The organism is Terrabacter sp. MAHUQ-38, from assembly GCF_014518425.1.
Classification (GTDB): Bacteria; Actinomycetota; Actinomycetes; order Actinomycetales; family Dermatophilaceae; genus Terrabacter.
Window position 1 is genome coordinate 1 of sequence record NZ_JACVCU010000001.1, and the last position, 17,018, is coordinate 17,018.

The 17,018-nt window shown below is 69.7% G+C and carries 15 protein-coding genes and 1 tRNA gene; 10 read left to right on the forward strand and 6 right to left on the reverse strand.

The features are described from left to right. Window positions 1-366 precede the first annotated feature (366 nt). Window positions 367-456, reverse strand: a tRNA-Ser gene (locus H9I49_RS00010). A gap of 10 nt (window positions 457-466) precedes the next feature. After that, window positions 467-970: a nucleoside deaminase gene (locus tag H9I49_RS00015; RefSeq protein ID WP_188028247.1), complete on the reverse strand. Its 504-nt coding sequence runs from the start codon at window positions 968-970 to the stop codon at window positions 467-469. Between the two features lie 17 nt (window positions 971-987). Between H9I49_RS00015 and upp the strand changes: the two genes are divergently transcribed. After that, complete coding sequence (gene upp, locus H9I49_RS00020) at window positions 988-1,626, forward strand: uracil phosphoribosyltransferase (RefSeq protein ID WP_188028248.1); 639 nt, start codon at window positions 988-990, stop codon at window positions 1,624-1,626. Between the two features lie 23 nt (window positions 1,627-1,649). Here the strand turns inward: upp and H9I49_RS00025 are convergent, their stop codons facing one another. Beyond that, on the reverse strand, window positions 1,650-2,630 hold the full coding sequence (locus H9I49_RS00025; protein ID WP_370587370.1) for a small ribosomal subunit Rsm22 family protein: 981 nt from the start codon (window positions 2,628-2,630) through the stop codon (window positions 1,650-1,652). Window positions 2,631-2,788: 158 nt separating this feature from the next. Here H9I49_RS00025 and H9I49_RS00030 point away from each other — a divergent pair, with 158 nt between their 5' ends. The 4 genes from H9I49_RS00030 (at window position 2,789) to H9I49_RS00045 (ending at window position 6,452) form a co-directional block, all read left to right on the forward strand. After that, the gene (locus tag H9I49_RS00030; protein WP_188028249.1) at window positions 2,789-2,959 is read left to right on the forward strand and encodes a TcpD family membrane protein; all 171 of its coding nucleotides are present in this window, start codon (window positions 2,789-2,791) and stop codon (window positions 2,957-2,959) included. A gap of 18 nt (window positions 2,960-2,977) precedes the next feature. Beyond that, window positions 2,978-3,784, forward strand: coding sequence for a PH domain-containing protein (locus H9I49_RS00035; protein WP_188028250.1), 807 nt, complete (start codon window positions 2,978-2,980; stop codon window positions 3,782-3,784). Between the two features lie 82 nt (window positions 3,785-3,866). Further along, entirely contained in the window at window positions 3,867-5,366 is a 1,500-nt protein-coding gene (locus H9I49_RS00040) for an amino acid permease (protein ID WP_188028251.1), read from the forward strand. Window positions 5,367-5,522: 156 nt separating this feature from the next. Further along, window positions 5,523-6,452, forward strand: a complete 930-nt coding sequence (locus H9I49_RS00045) for a hypothetical protein (protein ID WP_188028252.1) — start codon at window positions 5,523-5,525, stop codon at window positions 6,450-6,452. A 110-nt stretch (window positions 6,453-6,562) separates the two neighbouring features. Here H9I49_RS00045 and pntB read toward each other — a convergent pair whose 3' ends face one another. From pntB to H9I49_RS00060, 3 genes are all read right to left on the reverse strand, one after another. Continuing rightward, a complete protein-coding gene (gene pntB / locus H9I49_RS00050) occupies window positions 6,563-7,963 on the reverse strand; it encodes a Re/Si-specific NAD(P)(+) transhydrogenase subunit beta (RefSeq protein WP_223128201.1) in 1,401 nt (466 codons plus the stop codon). Window positions 7,964-7,969: 6 nt separating this feature from the next. Then, window positions 7,970-9,541, reverse strand: coding sequence for a Re/Si-specific NAD(P)(+) transhydrogenase subunit alpha (locus H9I49_RS00055; RefSeq protein WP_188028253.1), 1,572 nt, complete (start codon window positions 9,539-9,541; stop codon window positions 7,970-7,972). A gap of 178 nt (window positions 9,542-9,719) precedes the next feature. Next, on the reverse strand, window positions 9,720-10,664 hold the full coding sequence (locus tag H9I49_RS00060) for a sugar-binding transcriptional regulator (protein WP_188028254.1): 945 nt from the start codon (window positions 10,662-10,664) through the stop codon (window positions 9,720-9,722). A gap of 206 nt (window positions 10,665-10,870) precedes the next feature. Between H9I49_RS00060 and H9I49_RS00065 the strand changes: the two genes are divergently transcribed. The 5 genes from H9I49_RS00065 to xylB are packed head-to-tail and all read left to right on the forward strand — an operon-like array spanning window position 10,871 to window position 16,980. Next, complete coding sequence (locus tag H9I49_RS00065) at window positions 10,871-12,214, forward strand: sugar ABC transporter substrate-binding protein (RefSeq protein ID WP_370587461.1); 1,344 nt, start codon at window positions 10,871-10,873, stop codon at window positions 12,212-12,214. Continuing rightward, window positions 12,211-13,167, forward strand: a complete 957-nt coding sequence (locus tag H9I49_RS00070; RefSeq protein WP_188028255.1) for a carbohydrate ABC transporter permease — start codon at window positions 12,211-12,213, stop codon at window positions 13,165-13,167. The genes H9I49_RS00065 and H9I49_RS00070 overlap by 4 nt, the downstream gene beginning before the upstream one ends. Then, on the forward strand, window positions 13,164-14,066 hold the full coding sequence (locus tag H9I49_RS00075; RefSeq protein WP_223128202.1) for a carbohydrate ABC transporter permease: 903 nt from the start codon (window positions 13,164-13,166) through the stop codon (window positions 14,064-14,066). Before H9I49_RS00070 ends, H9I49_RS00075 begins: the two co-directional genes overlap by 4 nt. Next, window positions 14,063-15,562: a mannitol dehydrogenase family protein gene (locus tag H9I49_RS00080; protein ID WP_188028256.1), complete on the forward strand. Its 1,500-nt coding sequence runs from the start codon at window positions 14,063-14,065 to the stop codon at window positions 15,560-15,562. Before H9I49_RS00075 ends, H9I49_RS00080 begins: the two co-directional genes overlap by 4 nt. Beyond that, window positions 15,538-16,980, forward strand: coding sequence for a xylulokinase (xylB, locus tag H9I49_RS00085; RefSeq protein WP_188028257.1), 1,443 nt, complete (start codon window positions 15,538-15,540; stop codon window positions 16,978-16,980). The genes H9I49_RS00080 and xylB overlap by 25 nt, the downstream gene beginning before the upstream one ends. The last annotated feature ends 38 nt before the right edge of the window (window positions 16,981-17,018 follow it).

Here is a 17,018-nt window from a genome sequence, read left to right on the forward strand (position 1 = left end):
AAGGCCAGACCGGTCAAGGCCGCGAGCTCATCCCCGCAGCCGGCTTCGTCACGATCATCGTGCCGGTCCTCGTCTTCCTCTCCCTACAGCGGTACTTCATCCGCGGCATGACCTCCGGAGCCGTCAAAGGCTAGACACTCGCCGCCCCACCCGGCACGCAGGAAGGCCGTGGCCCCCACCGGGAGACGCCGGCCGGAGCTCCAAGCTCCGACCGGCGTTTCCGCAGGTGACGGTGGTGGCGGTGGGATCCGTCGTTGGTGAGCCGCCTCGTTCCTCGGCGTCTCGCACACTCCTCCCAAATCCCGCAGCGTCCAACAAAAATGACTGAGGGACCCGACGAAAAGCGTGTCGGGTCCCTCAGTCATTTGGCGGTGGCGGTGGGATTTGAACCCACGGTGGAGTCACCCCCACACACGCTTTCGAGGCGTGCTCCTTAGGCCGCTCGGACACGCCACCGGGAGAGACCTTACCCGAGCCTCCGGCCCTCGAAGAAATCGACAAGCAAGGCCGCTGACTCCTCCGCCCGCACCCCGCCGACGACGTCCACGTTGTGCGTCGCGAGGGGGTCGCGGGTCAGGTCCCAGACCGAACCGCAGGCCCCCGCCTTGGGGTCCCAGGCCCCGAACACGACCCGCTCCAGCCGGGCCGCCATGGCCGCGCCGGCGCACATCACGCACGGCTCCAGCGTCACGACGAGCGTGCATCCCTCGAGCCGCCACGACCCGGTGGCAGCCGCCGCCTCCCGCACCGCGACCACCTCGGCGTGGCCGGTCGGGTCGCCAAGCTCCTCCCGCACGTTGCGCCCGCGACCGAGGACCGCGCCGTCCGGGTCGAGCACGAGCGCGCCGACCGGCACGTCCTGCGAGCCAACCGTCGCCGCCGCTAGGTCGAGCGCCTGGCCCAGCCAGGCGGCATACGTCTCCGGCGTCGGGTCGGAGCCGTTGATGGGGGTCTCGGATCGCTTGGCCACGCGCTAAGTTTCCACCCATGGACGTCCACGTCGCAGACCACCCGCTCATCGCCCACAAGCTGACCTACCTGCGCGACAAGCGGACCGACAGCCCCACCTTCCGACGCCTGGCCGAGGAGCTCATGACGCTGCTGGCATACGAGGCGACGCGCGACGTCCGCGTCGAGCCCTTCGAGATCGAGACGCCTGTGGCACCGACGACCGGCATCAAGCTCAGCAACCCCAAGCCGCTCATCGTCCCGATCCTCCGGGCCGGCCTCGGCATGCTCGAGGGCATGGTGCGGATGCTGCCGAGCGCCGAGGTCGGGTTCCTCGGCATGCAGCGCAACGAGGAGACCCTCGAGGCCGTCACCTACGCGAACCGGCTGCCCGACGACCTCACCGGCCGTCAGGTCTTCGTCTTGGACCCGATGCTCGCCACGGGTGGCTCGATGGCCGACGCCATCAAGTTCCTCGTCGAGCGCGGCGCCCGCGACATCACCGCGGTCTGCCTGCTCGCCGCCCCCGAGGGCGTCGCCCACCTCGAGGCCGAGACGAGCAAGCTCGACGTCCCCGTCAAGGTCGTGCTCGGCACGGTCGACGAGAAGCTCAACGAGAAGGGCTACATCGTCCCCGGGCTCGGCGACGCCGGCGACCGCCTCTACGGCCTGGTCTGACGTCTTCGGCGTATGCCGTCCGCTCAGGGCAGCGGGTCGCCCCACTCGGCGTCGCGCGCCTCGCGGTAGCGCTCCCCCGCCTTCTTCGACACGACCTCGCGCCCCGCGGTGCCGTCGGGTCGACACACCTGGAACTCGACGAAACCTTTGCGTTTCAACGGATGCCGCAGAATGCGGCCCGGGCTCGCCTGCGGTTCAACGGTTCCCGGCGCTGCAGCGGCGACCCACGAGAACTTCTCGTCCTCGTACGAGAGCTCCGCACCCTTGAGACGCCGGTGCTCGGCGGACCGGTTGACGCGCGCCGCAAAGTGACACCAGTCCCCTTTCGCGAGAGGACATTCCGTCGAGTGGGGGCACGGGCCGACGAGAGTCCAGCCCGCATCGATGAAGGTGTCCCGCGCCCTCAGCACGCGGCCGTAGCCGTCCGGCGTGCCCGGCTCGACGACGACGACGGTTTGCCCCCGCCGCATCGCGTCGGAGACGAGCCCCGCCTGCGCGCTCTCGTCGAGCTCGCTGAGGACATACGACACAGTCACCAGGTCCGCATCGACATCGGGCCAGGCGCCCGCGACCGCCCGTCGGAAGGAGGCCCCCACCAGCGCCGGAACGGGCGCATGGACCACGAGCTCGCGACCGAGCGCGAGCGCGTCCTCGACCTGGTCGAGCACCGTGATCGTCTCGATCGAGTCGAAGGCGCCCGCGGCAGCCCACGCCGCCGCACCCGTGCCGCCGCCGAGGTCGAGCAGGGTGCGCGGCGCCACTCCGCGACCTGCGACGTACCCGAGCACTCGCGAGAGCGCCGCGTGGGTCGCCGGCATACGGTAGGCGGCATACGCCGCGACGTGCACCCGCGACGCGAGGATCGGCGCCGAGGCCGGCGCCACCGAGCGGTAGCGCGAGACGAGGGCCTCCGTCGCCCGGGCCAGCTCACGCTCGTCCACGCCCCGCACTGCATGCCGCAGGGCAGCGCGCAGCTCGGCGGCATACGCTGGCGTTCGCGACACGCGAGGAGGATACGGCGCGCACAGGCCCCGCACGACCACCGCAACACGCGGGTGGGGTGCGCGGCCCCACCAGCCACGTACGGCACACTGGTCCCACCCCTGTGCCGGAGGGCTGTCAGGGCAGCCCGCCGCACCTTCCCTCCAAGGAGCGACACACCATGGGCCCCAAGGCCAAGAAGATCATCACGATCATCGTGCTCGCGTTCTTCGTCTACGCCGTGTTCACCTCCCCTGACAAGGCCGCCGACATCGTGAGCAACATCTGGGGCGTCCTCGTCGACGGCTTCAACGCGATACTCCAGTTCTTCAGCTCCTTGTTGAACCGATGATGCGAGCAGACTGAGCCCATGGCACTGCGACGGAGCACGGAGGTCCCGACAGGGCTCGCCCCGATCCTGCTCCCGGGCGAGAAGCTCGTCACGGCCGTCCACGCGCACTGGGCCAAGCTCGCCGAGCCGGTGGCCACGACAACCCTCGGCTTCGCGGCCGCGATCTGGGTCGACTCCAACGTCACCAAGGCCACCCAGGCGCTCGGCACGATCTTCTGGTGGCTCTTCTTCGCGCTCCTCGCGCGGCTCGTCTGGTGCTTCCTCGACTGGAGCCACAACTGGTTCGTCGCCACCGACAAGCGGCTCCTGCTGCGCTACGGGCTGATCACGCACAAGGTCGCGATGATGCCGCTCCTCAAGGTCACCGACATGAGCTACGTCCGGTCGATCCCCGGGCAGTTCCTCGGCTACGGCAAGTTCGTCCTCGAGAGCGCGGGCCAGGACCAGGCCATGCGTGAGGTCAAGTGGGTGCCCAACCCCGACCAGACCTACCGCGACATCTGCGCGGAGATCTTCCACATCGTGCCGCCTCCGGGCGACGAGGACTTCGAGGACCTCGGTGACCTCGGCGACGGCACAGGCGGCGCCCCCGGCAGCCCCGGTGGCCCCCTCCCGCCGGTCAGCCCGATCGTCTCCGCCGTCAGCGGTGACTACCCGGACGTGCACCGGACACACAACCCGATCCAGGACCGGCTGGACTCGTACTCGCGGGCCGTCCCGATCCAGCCGCCGTCCAAGCCCGAGACGGTCTACGAGAGCGACGACATCAAGCGTCGTCGGCGCGGCGCCGACACCGGGCCGATCTGGCCGCAGCACGAGGACTGACGGACAGGACTCGCAGGGCGGCCGCGCGCACCGATAGTTTGTCGTGATCCGCCTGTTTCCGACGACCCGCTCGGAGGTCCGCATGAGCCTGTTCCGCACGAAAACGGTCGAGCAGTCCATGGCCGCGGCTGATGAGGCCGACCACCACCTGAAGCGCCGCCTCACGGCGCTCGACCTCACCGTCTTCGGTATCGGCGTCATCATCGGTGCCGGCATCTTCACCGTGACCGGCAGGGCGGCCCAGCAGTACGCCGGCCCCGCGGTCGTCTACTCCTTCGTTCTCGGTGCGGTCGTCTGTGGCCTGGCCGCCCTCTGCTACGCGGAGTTCGCGTCGACCGTTCCCGTCTCGGGATCGGCCTACACGTTCTCCTACGCGACCCTCGGTGAGATCGTCGCCTGGGCGATCGGCTGGGACCTGCTGCTCGAGCTCATGCTCGGCGCCAGTGTCGTGGCCCAGGGCTGGTCGACCTACTTCGTCACCCTGCTCAAGCAGCTCGGCGTCACGTGGCCGGCTTCGCTCGGACCGGCAGAGGGCTGGCACTTCGACCTGCCGGCGTTCCTGCTCGTCGTGGCTCTCACGCTGCTCGTCGCCAAGGGCATCAAGGAGTCGCTCCGCGTCAACCTCGTGCTCGTGGGCGTCAAGCTCTTCATCGTGCTCTTCGTCATCATCGCGGGCATCGGCTTCGTCAACCGTGACAACTGGACTCCGTTCATCCCCGCGTCCGCGCCCGGCGCGAAGGGTTCCGAGGGGATCCACGCTCCCGTCCTCCAGCTCATCACGGGCATGACCCCGGCGACCTTCGGCGTGCTCGGCATCATGTCGGCGGCCGCGCTGGTCTTCTTCGCCTACATCGGGTTCGACGTCGTCGCGACGACGGCCGAGGAGGCCAAGAACCCACAGCGCGACCTCCCCCGAGGGATCATCGGCTCGCTCGTGATCTGCACGATCCTCTACGTCGCCGTCGCCCTCGTCATCACGGGAATGCAGAAGTACAGCGAGATCGACCCGAAGGCAGCTCTCGCGAACGCCTTCATCGTCGTCGGCAAGGACGGCTTCGCCACGCTGATCTCAGCGGGCGCCGTCGCGGGTCTGACGACCGTGGTCATGACCCTGATCATCGGCGCGACCCGCGTGACGTTCGCGATGAGCCGCGACAAGCTGCTGCCGTCGGGCCTCGGTGTCACCAACCCCAACACCGGCACACCGGTCAAGCTCACCCTCATCATCGGTGGCATCGTCGCAGTGGCAGCGAGCATCACCCCGATCGGCACGCTCGAGGAGATGGTCAACATCGGCACGCTCGCGGCGTTCATCCTCGTGTCGCTGGCCGTGCCGATCCTGCGCAAGCGCCGCCCGGACCTGCACCGGGCGTTCAAGGTGCCGGGCAACCCGTGGGTGCCGTGGCTCTCGGCGGCGTTCTGCTTCTACCTGATCCTCAATCTCAGCCTCGAGACGTGGATCCGCTTCCTCATCTGGATGGGCCTGGGATTCATCATCTACTTCGCCTACTCGCGCAGCCACAGCAAGCTCGCAACAGGCGAGGAGCAGCCCGCGGAGGACGCGCTCCTCGGCGAGCGCTGACTCACCCGCCCGCCTCTGCCGATCGCCTCACCGAACGCGGCGTTCGGTCTCGAACTCAGTGTTAGAACACAGTTTTCGAGACCGAAGGCCGCGTTCGGTTGTCGAAGGTGTGGTTGTCCACAGGCCTTCTGCAGGCGGGGGCCGCATGCAGTCAGCATGGGTCGCATGCACCTGCGCCAGCTCGCCAACTCCGGAGTCTTCTCCGCAGCCACCGCTCGCGAGAACGGCATCAGCAGCGCCCTTCTGCGCAGCCTGGTGTCGCGCGGTGAGTGCCATCCGCTGCACCGCGGGTGGTACTCGGTGTTGCGGCCGACGACGGACAAGCACCGCCACAAGCTCCGAGTCACCGCGCTCCTCCAGGAGTACGGCGACGCAGTCATGGCGTCGCACTGCTCGGCCGTCGCACTGCTGGGACTTCCAGACGAAGACATCGACTGGGGCACGGTGCACCTCATGTGGCGCGACCCAGAGCGTCCGTTCCGGGCATTCAGTCGGGTGCACGTCCATGAGCGGGTCGATGGTGCGGGCCTGGACCACCGAGGCGCGACCGTCGACGTCGGCCTGGCTGCCGTCCAGGTCGGGCTTCGCAGTCAGCTCGGCATGCTGGTCGTCGCGGACCACCTGCTGGGACGCAAGCTCACGACCCCGAGGCGCCTGGCGGCGGCTCTGGGTGCGCTCGCCGGACAGCGTGGTGTAACCCGGGCCAGGACCGCCCTCCCGTGGTGCGACGGTCGGCACGAGTCGCCCGGCGAGACGCTCACTGCCCATGTCCTGCGCAGCTTGGGGTATGCATTCACACCTCAGCACGAGGTGAGGCGACGTGAGCAGCCCGGCCGCGTGTTCTACGCCGACTTCCTCATCGAGGGCAGCAACGTGCTCGTCGAGTTCGACGGCAAGGTGAAGTACGACCCGGAGCTCAATCCGGAGGCGGCCCGCGCCAACTTCCAGGAAAAGCTTCGCGAGGACGAGCTGCGGCGCCTTGGCTACGTGGTTGTTCGGCTCACGCGGGCGGACCTGGCACGGCCCGCTCTGGTGAGAGCGCGGATCGAGGCCGCCCTCCGTGACTCGCGAGGTATTCCGGCCTGATCAGTAGCGCGCCACAGCCCCGATCCCGGCCCCCAACGCGGCGTTCGGTGGCCAACTCAGTGTCCTAACAGCGCGTTCGAGAACGAACGCGGCGTTCGGCGGGGAAGTGATCAGAGGGCCTTGATGATGTCCTCGACGCGTTCCTTGGCGTCGCCGAAGAGCATGGCCGAGTTGTCCCGGAAGAAGAGCGGGTTCTGGACCCCGGCGTAGCCCGCGTTCATCGAGCGCTTGAACACGACGACGTCCTTGGCGTTCCAGACCTGCAGCACCGGCATCCCGGCGATCGGGCTGGTGGGGTCCTCGGCCGCGGACGGGTTGACAGTGTCGTTGGCGCCGATGACGAGCACGACGTCGGTGCCGGGGAAGTCGTCGTTGATCTCGTCCATCTCGAGCACGATGTCGTAGGGCACCCGGGCCTCGGCGAGCAGGACGTTCATGTGCCCGGGCAGCCGGCCGGCGACCGGGTGGATGCCGAACCGGACGTCGACGCCCTTCTCGCGCAGCTTCGCCGTCAGCTCGGCGACGGGGTACTGCGCCTGCGCGACGGCCATGCCGTAGCCGGGCGTGATGACCACAGACCCGGCGTGCGTGAGAAGGTCGGCGACCTCCTCGGCGTTGGTCTCGCGGTGCTCGCCGTAGTCGACGTCGACGTCCGAGACGGCGCCGTCGGAGCCGAAGCCGCCGGCGATGACCGACACGAACGACCGGTTCATCGCCTTGCACATGATGTAGGACAGGTACGCACCGGAGGAGCCGACGAGCGCACCGGTGACGATGAGCAGGTCGTTGCCGAGCATGAACCCGGCTGCGGCGGCGGCCCACCCGGAGTAGCTGTTGAGCATCGACACGACGACGGGCATGTCGCCGCCGCCGATGGAGGCGACGAGGTGCCAGCCGAACGCGAGGGCGATCGCGGTCATGAACCCGAGCGGCACGATGGAGTGCGAGGCGACGAACCACACCAGCAGACCGAACGAGACGACCACGGCGGCGAGGTTCAGCCAGTGCCGCGCAGGCAGCATGAGCGGCTTGCTCGAGATCCGCGCGGACAGCTTGAGGAAGGCCACGATCGAGCCGGTGAACGTGACGGCGCCGATGAAGACGCCCAGGAAGATCTCGACGAGGTGCACCCCGTCGCCGCCACCTTCACCGGCACCCGACCCCGAGGCGAGGAACGTGTTGAAGCCGACGAGGACGGCCGCGGCCCCGACGAAGCTGTGCAGCATCGCGATGAGCTCGGGCATGCCGGTCATCTCGACCCGGCGGGCGCGCCAGATGCCGATGACGGCGCCGATGGCCATGGCCACCGCGATCCCGACCGCGTTGCCCCACGCGGCTCCCCGCAACGCGAGCCACAGCGTGGCCACGAGTGCGACGCCCATGCCGATCATGCCCAGGACGTTGCCGTCCTTGGCCGTCTCGTGCTTCGACAGGCCGGCGAGCGACAGGATGAACAGGATCGCCGCGATGATGTACGCGGCCTGGATGAGTGCGGTGTCCACCCCAGTCATGTGCGGTCAGCCCTTCCGGAACATCGTGAGCATGCGGCGGGTCACGAGGAACCCGCCGAAGATGTTGATGCTGGCCACGAGGCACGCCACGAACGACAGCACCGCCACGACCGCGCCGAGCCCGCCGCCCCACTGCCCCAGCTGGATCAGGGCACCGACGACGATGATCCCACTGATCGCGTTGGTCACCGACATCAGCGGCGTGTGCAGGGCGTGGTGCACGTGCCCGATGACGTAGTAGCCCACGACGACGGCCAGGGCGAACACCGTGAAGTGACCCAGGAAGCTCGACGGCGACACCGCGGCGATGGCCGCGAACACCAGCGCACCGATCGCCAGCCCCACGTACTTGCGCCGCGGGTCCTTCGGTGGCTCAGGCTCTTTCGTGACCTGCCTACCGGATGCCGCCGGGCTCGATGATGTGCTGGCGACGGGTGCCGCGCTGACCTGGATGGCCGGCGGGGGCCACAGCAGCTCACCGTCGCGGGCGACCGTCATGTTGCGCTGCACGACGTCGTCGAAGTCGAGGACGAGCTGCCCGTCCTTGCCCGGGGTGAGCAGCTTCATCAGGTTGACGAGGTTCGTGCCGTAGAGCTGGCTCGCCTGGGTCGGCAGCCGGGCCGCGAGGTCGGTGTACCCGATGATCTTGACGCCGCCCTCGGTGACGACGAGCTCGTCGGCGACCGCCCCCTCGACGTTGCCGCCGTTGGAGGCCGCCATGTCGACGATGACCGAGCCCGGCTTCATCGACGCGACCATCTCACCGGTGATCAGGCGAGGCGCGGGCCGTCCCGGGATGAGGGCCGTCGTGATGATGATGTCCACGTCCGGCGCCTGCGACGCGTAGAGCTCGGCGGCGCGGCGGTTGTACTCCTCACCCATCTCCCGCGCGTAGCCGTCGGAGGAGGCCTGGGCCGCGTCGCGCTCGGGCATCTCGACGGCGAGGAAGTCGGCGCCCATCGACTCGACCTGCTCGGCCACCTCGGCGCGAGCATCGGTCGCACGCACGATCGCGCCCAGCGACCGTGCCGTGCCGACCGCGGCCAGCCCAGCCACGCCGGCACCCGCGACGAGGACCTTCGCCGGTGGCACCTTGCCCGCCGCAGTGACCTGACCGGTGAAGAACGAGCCGAACTCGTGCGCGGCCTCCACCACCGCCCGGTAGCCGGCGATGTTGGCCATCGACGACAACACGTCGAGCGACTGGGCCCGGCTGATGCGCGGCACCGCGTCCATCGCCATCGCCGTCACGCCCGCGGCACGCAGCCTCTCGACGAGCTCGGGACTGATCGCCGGCGCCATCAGCGAGACGAGGACGGTGCCGGGCCGCAGCCGCGCGATCTCCTCGTCCGACGGCGCGTTGACCTTGTGCACGATCGACGAGCCCCACGCCTGCTCCGCGTCGACGATGCGAGCGCCGGCGGCGGCATACGCCTCGTCGGAGAAGCTCGCCCCCTCACCCGCGCCGCTCTCCACGGCTACGTCGTAGCCGAGCCCGACGAGCTGCTCGACGGTCTTGGGCGTCGCGGCGACGCGCGTCTCACGGGCACGGGTCTCGCGGGGGACACCGATCTGCACGTTGGGCTCCTTCGCGCTCGGGTCTGGGGCACTGGTTCACGAACCTAGAGCACGACGCGGGGGTAGCGGCGTCTCTGCCGAGCACATCACACCAAAGCGTGGTGGGCGACCCCGGGACGTCTCTGATGGTGGGCAGTTCGGCAACTGGTGGGCAGCCCGGCGACGCGTCGCCGAGCTGTCAGGCGGGGCGGAGCAGCTCGTCGCACAGCGCCGCGTCGGCGACGACAGCGTTGACCAGCCCACCCGCGAGCGCCGCCCGGACGGCCTCGCCCTTGCTCTTGCCGGACACGATCGCGATGACCTCGTCGATGCCGCGGAGCGCCTCGGCGCTGATCGTCACGATGCGCTGCGAGAGGGGTGGCTCGACGAGCCGGCCCTCGGCGTCGAAGAAGACGCCGGCGAGCTCGCCGATGATGCCGAGCGCCCGGATCTCGTCGCGGTCCGTGGACGACACGGCGTCGAAGACGGTCGACATGCCGGCGCCCCATGCGCCGACGCCCATGACGGCCTTGGTGACGCGTGCGGCCTGGCCGAGGACGCGGGCGACCTGCGGTTCACGCCTCAGCGTCGCGGCCCCGGTCGCGTCGTCGAGCAGGAGCGGCGCGTAGAAGATGGACGAGCCCCCGCCCGTCGCACGCGCCGCGCGGCGGACGATGTCGACGGCGCTGCTGTCGTGGCCCTCGACCTCCATCGCACCGCTCAGCTGCACGACGTCGATGGTGGGCAGGTCGCCGAGCGCGCGGGTCATCGTGTCGACCGAGCGTGACCACGGCAGGCCGAGGACGTCGTCGTCGGTGAGGATCTCGCTCAACAGGCGCGCGGCCGCGGCGCCGAGGTGAACGGTGAGCGCCGCCGCCTCGACCCGGCTCCCGTCGACGACCACTGCGTGCCGCAGGCCGTAGCGCTCCTGGAGCTGGGCGGACCGGTCGAGGTCGAGCTCGCCGTCGGCGACGATCTCGATGCGCACGATGCCCGAGTCGCGGGCGAACTCGATGAGGCGGGCGACCTTGAACCGGCTGAGGCCGAGCTCGTCGGCGATCTCGATCTTCGACTGGCCGGCGAGGTAGTGGCGGCGTGCGACGGCAGCCGCCAGCACGAGCTCGGCCGGACCTCGTCGCTCCATCCCCGTCTCCTTCACGCCTGAAGTCTGACGCCTGCGCGCCTCGCCCGTGACCGGACCCCCGGAGTTCGGACGGACGGTTGACAGCGCTGACGTCAGTCACTTTACTCATATGTGCGCAGCAGCGCTCAAACGAGCGAACTCAAGGAGGAGACGTGCGACGAGGCGAGGTCGGGCACCGACGACGAGGTGCCGGTCGGCGCGTGCTGGTGGTGGGGCTGACGACGGGTGTCGTCGCCGGCCTGTCGGCGTGCGCCGGATGGGGCGGGGGCGGCATCGGCGGGGGCGGGCCCGACAGCATCAGCGTGCTCATGGTCAACAACCCGCAGATGGTCGACCTGCAGCAGCTCACGGCGAAGTACTTCACGGCCAAGACGGGCATCACGGTGAACTTCACGGTGCTGCCCGAGAACGACGTCCGCGACAAGATCAGCCAGGAGTTCTCGAGCCAGGCGGGGCAGTACGACGTCGCCACCGTCTCCAACTTCGAGATCCCCATCTACGCCCAGGCGAAGTGGCTCAGCCCGCTCGACGGCTTCCTGGCCCAGGACACGCAGTTCGACCAGGCCGACATCCTCAAGCCGATGCAGGTCTCGCTGTCGCATGAGGGCAAGATCTACGGAGAGCCCTTCTACGGCGAGTCGTCCTTCCTCATGTACCGCAAGGACATCCTCGAGGCCAAGGGCGTGACGATGCCGGCCAAGCCGACGTGGCAGGAGGTCGCCGACATCGCGGCCAAGGTCGACGGCGCCCAGCCCGGCATGGCCGGGATCTGCCTGCGTGGCCAGCCCGGTTGGGGCCAGGTCTTCGCGCCGCTCACGACCGTCGTCAACACGTTCGGCGGCACGTGGTTCGAGAAGGACTGGACGCCCAAGGTGAACGCCCCCGAGTTCAAGGAGGCCGTGAACTTCTACGTCGACCTCGTCCGTGAGCACGGCGAGAACGGCGCACCGCAGGCCGGCTTCACCGAGTGCCTCAACAACCTCACCCAGGGCTCCGCCGCCATGTGGTACGACGCGACGTCCGCCGCGGGATCGCTCGAGGCCAAGGACTCCCCCGTCCGCGGCAAGCTCGGCTACGCGCCCGCGCCGGTCGTGAAGACCAAGAGCGCGGGCTGGCTCTACGCATGGTCGTGGGGCATCCAGGCCGCGAGCACCAAGCAGGAGAACGCCTGGAAGTTCGTGTCCTGGGCCTCGAGCAAGGAGTACGAGCAGCTCGTCGGACAGCAGCTCGGCTGGTCGCGCGTGCCCGCCGGCAAGCGCGCTTCGACCTACGAGAACCCTGAGTACCTCGCCGAGGCCAAGGCCTTCGCCGAACCGACGAAGGCCGCCATCGAGTCGGCCGACCCGGCCAACCCGGGCGTCCAGCCGCGCCCCGCCCTCGGCGTCCAGTTCGTCGACATCCCCGAGTTCCCCGACCTCGGCACGCAGGTGAGCCAGGAGATCAGCTCTGCCATCGCCGGCAAGACGAGTGTCGACGAGGCTCTCGACAACGGCCAGGCCCTCGCCGAGGACGTGGCAGAACGCTACAAGGCACGGGAGGGTGACCAGTGAGCACGACGACCCAGGCCCCCGAGGCCACGCCACCCACTCCGTCGACCGAGTCGCGCGAGCGCTCGACGTCCCTCGCGAAAGCCGGTGACTGGGCGCGGCGCGCACCGCTGCTGCCCGCACTGGTCTTCGTCATCATCCTGACCCAGCTGCCGTTCCTGGCGACGCTGGTCGTCTCGTTCATGAACTGGAACGCCTACTACCCGGACGAGCGCGGGTTCGCCGGTCTCGACAACTTCCGTCGCGTCTTCACCGACACGAACACCCGCCAGGCCGTCGTCGTGACCGTCCTGCTGACCGTCTCGGTCGTGGTGATCAGCCTGCTGCTCGGGCTCGGCATCGCGCTGCTGCTCGACCGGAAGTTCCGGGGCCGCGGCATCGTGCGCACGCTCATGATCACACCGTTCCTCATCGTGCCGGTCGCCGCGGCGCTGCTCTGGAAGCACGCGCTCTACAACCCGGAGTACGGCCTCTTCAACGGCCTGCTCAAGGCGGTCTTCGGCGAGAACGCGCCACAGCCCGACTGGATCACGAACAACCCGCTGTGGGCGATCATCGCGGCACTCGTGTGGCAGTGGACGCCGTTCATGATGCTGATCCTGCTCGCCGGACTGCAGAGCCGCCCGCTCGACGTCGTCGAGGCCGCCCGCATCGACGGCGCCAGCAACGTGCAGATCTTCAAGAGCATGACGCTCCCGCACCTGCGCCAGTACATCGAGCTGTCCGCGCTGCTCGGTGCGATCTACGTGGTGCAGAACTTCGACCACGTCTTCACGATCACGTCCGGTGGCCTCGGCACGGCCAACCTGCCGTACTTCATCTACCAGACCTTCTACACCGCCCAGGACTACGGGCGGGCCTCTGCCGCAGGCGTCGTCGTCGTGATCGGCACGATCATCATCGCGACGCTGGCCCTCCGCACCGCGTTCAGCCTGTTCAAGGAGGAGACCCGATGAGCGCCACGCAGACGTCCACCACCTCGCGTATGCCGTCCGCCCCCGCAGGCGCCCGCGGCGCGGCCGGCGCCCAGATCGTCCACCGCAGGCCCCCCAAGAAGGCGGCGCTGCTCGGCGTGCTCGCCTGGGTCATCGGCCTGCTCTTCGCGATGCCGGTGCTGTGGATGGCGCTCACGTCGTTCCACAAGGAGACCGACGCGGCGACGAACCCGCCGAGCGTCTTCGCACCGCTCAGCCTCGAGGGCTACCAGACCTTCTTCGACGCGGGACCGTGGCCGTCGCTGCTCAACTCGCTGACGGCGAGCGTCATCTCGACGATCCTCGTGCTGCTCCTCGCGTTCCCGGCGGCGTACGCGCTGTCGATCCGCCCGGTGCGCAAGTGGACCGACGTGCTGTTCTTCTTCCTCAGCACGAAGATGCTGCCGATCGTGGCCGGCATCCTGCCGATCTACCTCTTCGCCCAGCAGGTCCGCCTGCTCGACAACATCTGGCTGCTCATCGTCCTGTACACCTCGATGAACCTCCCGATCGCCGTGTGGATGCTTCGCTCGTTCCTCGCCGAGGTGCCGGTCGAGATGCTCGAGGCGGCCCAGGTCGACGGCGCGAGCCTCACCCGGACCCTGCGTGACGTCATCGCCCCCGTCGTGATGCCGGGCATCGCGTCGGCCGCGCTCATCTGCTTCATCTTCAGCTGGAACGAGCTGCTGCTGGCGCGCGTGCTCACCGGCACGACGGCCGGCACGGCGCCGGTCTTCCTCACCGGCTTCGTGACGAGCCAGGGCCTCTTCCTCGCCAAGGTCTGCGCGGCCTCCCTCGTCGTGTCCCTGCCCGTGCTCGTGGCCGGGTTCGCGGCGCAGGACAAGCTCGTGCAGGGCCTGTCGATGGGTGCCGTCCGATGAGCGGTGCCGGTGCGACCACCCTGTCCGCGGCGACGCTCGGGGACCTGCCCGCGCAGGTGGGCCGCCCGGCATACGACCGGGAAGCGGTCACCGCCGGCATCGTCCACTTCGGCGTCGGGGGCTTCCACCGGGCGCACCAGGCCATGTACGTCGACCGGCTCATGAACGACGGGCTCGCGCTCGACTGGGGCATCTGCGGGGTCGGGGCCCTGCCGCACGACCGGCGCATCATGGACACCCTGACCGCGCAGGACGGCCTCTACACCCTCGTCGTCAAGCACCCCGACGGGCGGCGCGAGCCCCGGGTCATCGGGAGCATCGTGGAGCTGATGTTCGCGCCCGACGACCCGCAGGCGGTCGTCGACCGGCTCGCCGACCCACGCACCCGCATCGTGTCGCTGACGATCACGGAGGGCGGCTACCTCGTCAACCAGGTGACCGGCGCGTTCGATGCCGACGACCCGTCGATCCGCGCCGACCTCGAGGAGGGCGCGCTCCCGCGTACCGTCTTCGGCTACGTCGTCGCGGGCCTCGCGGCTCGACGCGCGGCAGGTGCCAAGCCGTTCACGGTCATGTCGTGCGACAACCTCCCGGGCAACGGGGACGTCGCGCGCACGATGATGACGGCGTTCGCGCGCCTGAAGGACCCGTCGCTCGCCGACTGGATGGACGAGCACGTCTTCTTCCCGAACGGCATGGTCGACCGCATCACGCCGGTGACCGCACCGGAGGACGTCGGCCACCTCTCCGAGGAGTTCGGCGTCGACGACGCGTGGCCCGTCGTGTGCGAGCCGTTCACGCAGTGGGTGCTCGAGGACCACTTCAGCGACGGCCGACCGCCCTTCGAGCAGGCCGGTGTGCAGCTCGTCGATGACGTCGTGCCGTACGAGCTGATGAAGCTGCGCCTGCTCAACGCCAGCCACCAGGCGCTCTGCTACCTCGGCTACCTCGCGGGCTACCGCTACGCCCACGAGGTCTGCCAGGACCCGCTCTTCGTCGACTTCCTCCTCGGCTACATGGAGCATGAGGGCAGCCCGACGCTCCCGGAGGTGCCGGGAGTCGATCTCGACGCGTACCGGCACGAGCTCATCACGCGGTTCGCCAACCCGGAGGTCCGCGACACGCTGGCGCGACTGTGCGCCGAGAGCTCGGACCGCATCCCGAAGTGGCTCGTGCCGGTGATCAACCGCAACCTCGAGACGGGCGGCGAGATCGACCGGTCGGCTCTCGTCGTCGCGTCGTGGGCCCGCTACGCCGAGGGTGTCGACGAGCAGGGCGACCCGATCGAGGTCGTCGACCGGGTCAAGGACCGCGTCATGGCCGCCGCCGCCAAGCACGGCGACGACCCGCTCGCCTTCCTACGCGACCGCGACCTCTTCGGCGGCCTCGTCGACGACGAGCGGTTCACCGCGGTGTTCACGGACGCACTCTCGGCCTTGCATACGAAGGGCGCACGGGAGACTCTTCAGTCATGGAGCAGCCGGGTGGACACGTGACCGACAGCCAGACCCTCGTCGCAGGGGTCGACAGCTCGACCCAGTCGACGAAGATCGTCGTCTGTGACGCGGAGACGGGGCGGGTCGTCCGCACCGCCCGGGCACCGCACCCCGACGGCACGGAGGTGCATCCCGACCGATGGTGGGAGGCCTACCAGCAGGCCAGTGACGGCGGCATCCTCGACGGGGTGGCCGCCGTCGCCGTGGGCGGCCAGCAGCACGGCATGGTGACGCTCGACGAGGACGGCACGGTCGTGCGCGACGCGCTCCTCTGGAACGACACGCGAAGCGCCGGCGCTGCCCACGACCTCACGGAGGAGCTCGGCGGCGTGGGCGCGTGGGTTGACGCGGTGGGCCTGGTGCCGGTCGCGAGCTTCACGGTGACGAAGCTGCGCTGGCTCGCCGAGAACGAGCCGGAGCTGGCCGACCGGGTCGCCCGGGTCGTCCTCCCTCACGACTGGCTCACCGGCCGAATCCTCCAGCAGGGCAACGGTTTCGAGCGCTGGACCACGGACCGCGGCGACGCGTCCGGCACCGGCTACTGGTCGGCAGCCGACGGTGACTACCGCCTCGACCTGCTCGAGCGCGCCTTCGGCCGGGTCGTCGGCGTTCCAGACGTGCTGGCACCGGCCGAGGCCGCAGGAGCTACGTCCGAGGGTGTCCTCGTCGCGGCGGGCACCGGCGACAACATGGGCGCTGCCCTCGGCCTGACGCTCCACCCCGGGGACGTCGTCGTCTCATTGGGCACGAGCGGCACGGTCTTCACGCCGCATCGCTCGGCGATCCGCGACGAGACGGGGGCCATCGCGGGGTTCGCCGACGCGACCGGGCACCACCTGCCGCTGATGTGCACCCTCAACGCCGCACGCGTCCTGACGGCCGCTGCGTCGATGCTCGGGGTCGACCTCGGCGAGCTCGACCGCCTTGCGCTGCAGGCGAGCCCGGGCGCCGGGGGCCTCAGCCTCCTGCCCTACCTCGACGGCGAGCGGACGCCCGACCTGCCCGACGCGACGGGCACGCTGAGCGGACTGACCCGGTCGAACGCGACGCCGGAGAACCTCGCCCGGGCAGCCGTCGAGGGAATGCTGTGCAACCTCGTCGCCGGCGTCGACGCGCTGCGCGACCGCGACGTCGAGGTTCGGCGGGTCCTGCTCATCGGTGGCGCAGCCGCGTCACGCGCCGTCCGTGAGATCGCGCCCGGGCTCTTCCGCGCACCGGTCGTCGTGCCGGCCCCGGCCGAGTACGTCGGCGTCGGCGCCGCGCGCCAGGCGGCGTGGGCGTTGTCCCGAGAGGCCGAGCCGCCGACGTGGACGCTCGAGATCGACTCGGAGTATGCCGTCGAGCCGGGTGACGAGCAGGCGCACGCCGACGTCGTGGCGCGCTACCAGGCCCTCGTGTCGCGCACGCACGGACTCTGAGCGTCCGGGCGCGGCGGGCGAGGACGAGCGAGCACGGA

What these genes read in the sequence shown, in the direction of transcription:
- upp (WP_188028248.1), top strand. Translation starts at nt 988, where the DNA reads ATGGACGTCCACGTCGCAGACCACCCGCTCATCGCCCACAAGCTGACC.
- H9I49_RS00030 (WP_188028249.1), top strand. Translation starts at nt 2,789, where the DNA reads ATGGGCCCCAAGGCCAAGAAGATCATCACGATCATCGTGCTCGCGTTC.
- H9I49_RS00035 (WP_188028250.1), top strand. Translation starts at nt 2,978, where the DNA reads ATGGCACTGCGACGGAGCACGGAGGTCCCGACAGGGCTCGCCCCGATC.
- H9I49_RS00040 (WP_188028251.1), top strand. Translation starts at nt 3,867, where the DNA reads ATGAGCCTGTTCCGCACGAAAACGGTCGAGCAGTCCATGGCCGCGGCT.
- H9I49_RS00045 (WP_188028252.1), top strand. Translation starts at nt 5,523, where the DNA reads ATGGGTCGCATGCACCTGCGCCAGCTCGCCAACTCCGGAGTCTTCTCC.
- pntB (WP_223128201.1), bottom strand. Translation starts at nt 7,963, where the DNA reads ATGACTGGGGTGGACACCGCACTCATCCAGGCCGCGTACATCATCGCG.
- H9I49_RS00060 (WP_188028254.1), bottom strand. Translation starts at nt 10,664, where the DNA reads ATGGAGCGACGAGGTCCGGCCGAGCTCGTGCTGGCGGCTGCCGTCGCA.
- H9I49_RS00075 (WP_223128202.1), top strand. Translation starts at nt 13,164, where the DNA reads ATGAGCGCCACGCAGACGTCCACCACCTCGCGTATGCCGTCCGCCCCC.
- H9I49_RS00080 (WP_188028256.1), top strand. Translation starts at nt 14,063, where the DNA reads ATGAGCGGTGCCGGTGCGACCACCCTGTCCGCGGCGACGCTCGGGGAC.
- xylB (WP_188028257.1), top strand. Translation starts at nt 15,538, where the DNA reads ATGGAGCAGCCGGGTGGACACGTGACCGACAGCCAGACCCTCGTCGCA.